This window comes from Wolbachia endosymbiont of Pentidionis agamae, from assembly GCF_036711655.1.
Taxonomy (GTDB): domain Bacteria; phylum Pseudomonadota; class Alphaproteobacteria; order Rickettsiales; family Anaplasmataceae; genus JAZHPY01.
Map to the genome: position 1 here is coordinate 1 of NZ_JAZHPY010000110.1, position 2609 is coordinate 2609.

The 2609-nt window shown below is 34.3% G+C and carries 2 protein-coding genes and 1 pseudogene; all 3 read right to left on the reverse strand.

The window, feature by feature from the left end; translation table 11 throughout:
* On the reverse strand, positions 1–282 hold a 282-nt coding region (locus V6U76_RS05040), incomplete at its 3' end, for an ankyrin repeat domain-containing protein (RefSeq protein ID WP_333024040.1).
* Positions 283–308: 26 nt separating this feature from the next.
* Positions 309–788 (reverse strand): hypothetical protein, encoded by a 480-nt coding sequence (locus tag V6U76_RS05045; protein ID WP_333024041.1) that lies wholly within the window; start codon positions 786–788, stop codon positions 309–311.
* Positions 789–828: 40 nt separating this feature from the next.
* Positions 829–2077 (reverse strand): annotated as a pseudogene (locus tag V6U76_RS05050) (DNA modification methylase).
* Positions 2078–2609 lie beyond the last annotated feature (532 nt).

Here is a 2609-nt window from a genome sequence, read left to right on the forward strand (position 1 = left end):
AAGCAAGCTGTCTTTTTCAGTTCCATACTTGTTACCAATAAGAGCTTGTAATATTTCTGCTTTTTTACCGTTTTTGACATAATTAAGAGATGTTTTACCATCATTATCTTCCACAAAAGGATTAATGTTTGTCTGGGTGAGGAGAAGTTCTACCAAACTTAGCTCATCAAGCTCTATAGCACAATGTAATGGAGTTTTGCCATTAAAGCCTCGAGTATTTATGTCTATTCCAGGTTGGTTAATAAGACATTTAATTAACTCTAGGTGTGAATTACTGATCATTTGAATGGTTTTAAAAGTGTTTTTGGTTACTGAGATAGCCCAGAAAGTGCAGTCCTAATTTCTTCTGTTAAAGTTTCATGAATCTTTTCAGCTTCACTTAAGGACGCAAGTAATGCTGATATTCTATCTGGAATATTAAGAAGATTGTTTCTCACGACTCTTGCAGTATTAAAAGCATCAAGTTTTACTTCTTCCACTCTAACAAGCTCACCAATTTCAGCTTTAGCCTTAGCTTCTAGTAACTTACCACGCTCCATTTCGTTCTTAATTCTGGTTTTAAGAAGCATAGTTGAAAGCTCGTTAGTATTTCTGCTTCTACTATCTTCATCGTTTTTTCTTCTTAGTGGTTGACTTGGATCACGAATTGTTTCAAGTGCGTTATTTGCTTGTTCTGTGTCAACTAAGCCATCTTTCAGCTCTACAATCCATTGTTTCACTAAATAACAGACATATTGCTTGGAAAACCCTTGTTCTCTTGCCCATTCTGTTTGTGTTATCCTTTCCATTTTTTTCTCCTTTTGACACCACTGCTTTTTCCTATATTTTTTAATTTTCTGTTTTTTGCTTTTCTTCCTTAATTTGAAAGAAAGTTTTGCCAGTACCTGCTAAAATCGCATCTCTACCGGTGTATACTTGCCAACGTTTAATTGTTACATCAACATATTTAGGTTCAAGCTCAATTGTTCTGCAGATTCTATCTGTTCTTTCACATGCAATTAAAGTACTTCCAGAGCCACTAAAAGGATCAAGAACTAATATCTCCTGGTCTACTGCTATTTATTATTGCTCGATCCATTAGCTCTGCTGGTTTCATAGTTGGGTGCAGTGAATTATGCACTGGCTTGTCATAAAACCATAAATCACTTTGATTTCTTCCTCCATACCACCCACTCACGTTTATTACCATTCTTCCATCCATATAATATTCCCTCATATTGCCGCTGATAATCAGACCTTCCAATCGTAAAGTGATTCTTTCCCCAGATGATAAAAGTTGACCAATAGCCTCCTGCTTCCTTAAATGCTTTTTGCAGCACTCCAAGTTCTGCTGATGCTATGCATATGTAAATTGCTCCTTTGGTATATACTAAAATGTGGGAGCAAATGTCATAGAGAAATAACTCATATTTTTCACCTTGATCATCACCCAGTATTTTCCTGTCATCTCTTTCCTGGCTAGCACCATAATCAACGTTATAAGGAGGATCACATACGGTGATATCTGCCATTTTATCATCCAATACCACTTTAAATGAGTCAATCAGCTTGCTGTCACCACAATAAATTCTATGATCACCTAAAATCCAAAGATCTCCTGGTTTTGTTATTTTTGCTTTTTTTGCTATCGTCATCTAAGTCAGAAAAATCTTCTCTTTCGCTGCTTTCCTAACCAACATTGTCAAGAAAGTGCTGAACCTTTTCAAAATCAAATCCAGTAAGTTTAAGATCAAAATTTAAGTCTTCTAAATCTTTAAGTTCAAGTTTCAAAAGATCATCGTCCCATTTAGCCCAATTAGCTAGATTGATTTGCAAGTAACCGAAAAGCTTTGATTTGTACATCACTTAAATTATCACTAAGAACAACAGGTATATTTTCCATACCAAGCTTTCTTGCGGCTTTAAGGCGTAAATGGCCGTCAACAACAGTTCCATCACTTTTTGCAACTATTGGAATACGAAAGCCAAACTCACGAATTGAAGCACACATTCTGCTCACCACAATGTCATTTTTACGAGGGTTTCTGTCATATTCGATAAGATTTTCAATAGGATAATAATGTATTTCTAAATTCATATTAATTCATTCATTAAGAAGTTAACATTATTATGAGCTATTTTGTCTTTCGTAAGCATTTGTTTTTCATTTTTAGGTCTTTCATCTTTTTTTTATGTTGCCTAAAATGCAATAGTAGGGTTTCTTTGTCTATTGGTTATATTAGATTTTGTAGTAAGCTAAAGTAGTATGTGTTAATTCATACTACTTATATTATTATTTATAATAATAGGGGTTATTTTGGAAACTGGCTTAAACCCACAATATTCTTAAGCTTTTTGCCAGCAATCCAGATTACAGATCAGAAATCTGCTGATTCCTAAACCCTTGAAAATCTAGCATTTTTTTATTAGCAGATTTCACAGATTTGGTAAACTGCACCAGATTCTGCCAAAACTGTATGGACTCCTTGAATCTGCTATACTTAATTATTTTACTAGTATAGATGGTTAAAATAACCCAGAAACCTAGCTCTGATAAATCCAGGAGTTTGGATCTTTAACTTGCACAATATCACCAAATTTTTGCGATTTATAGTCGGTTGGTAAAATTT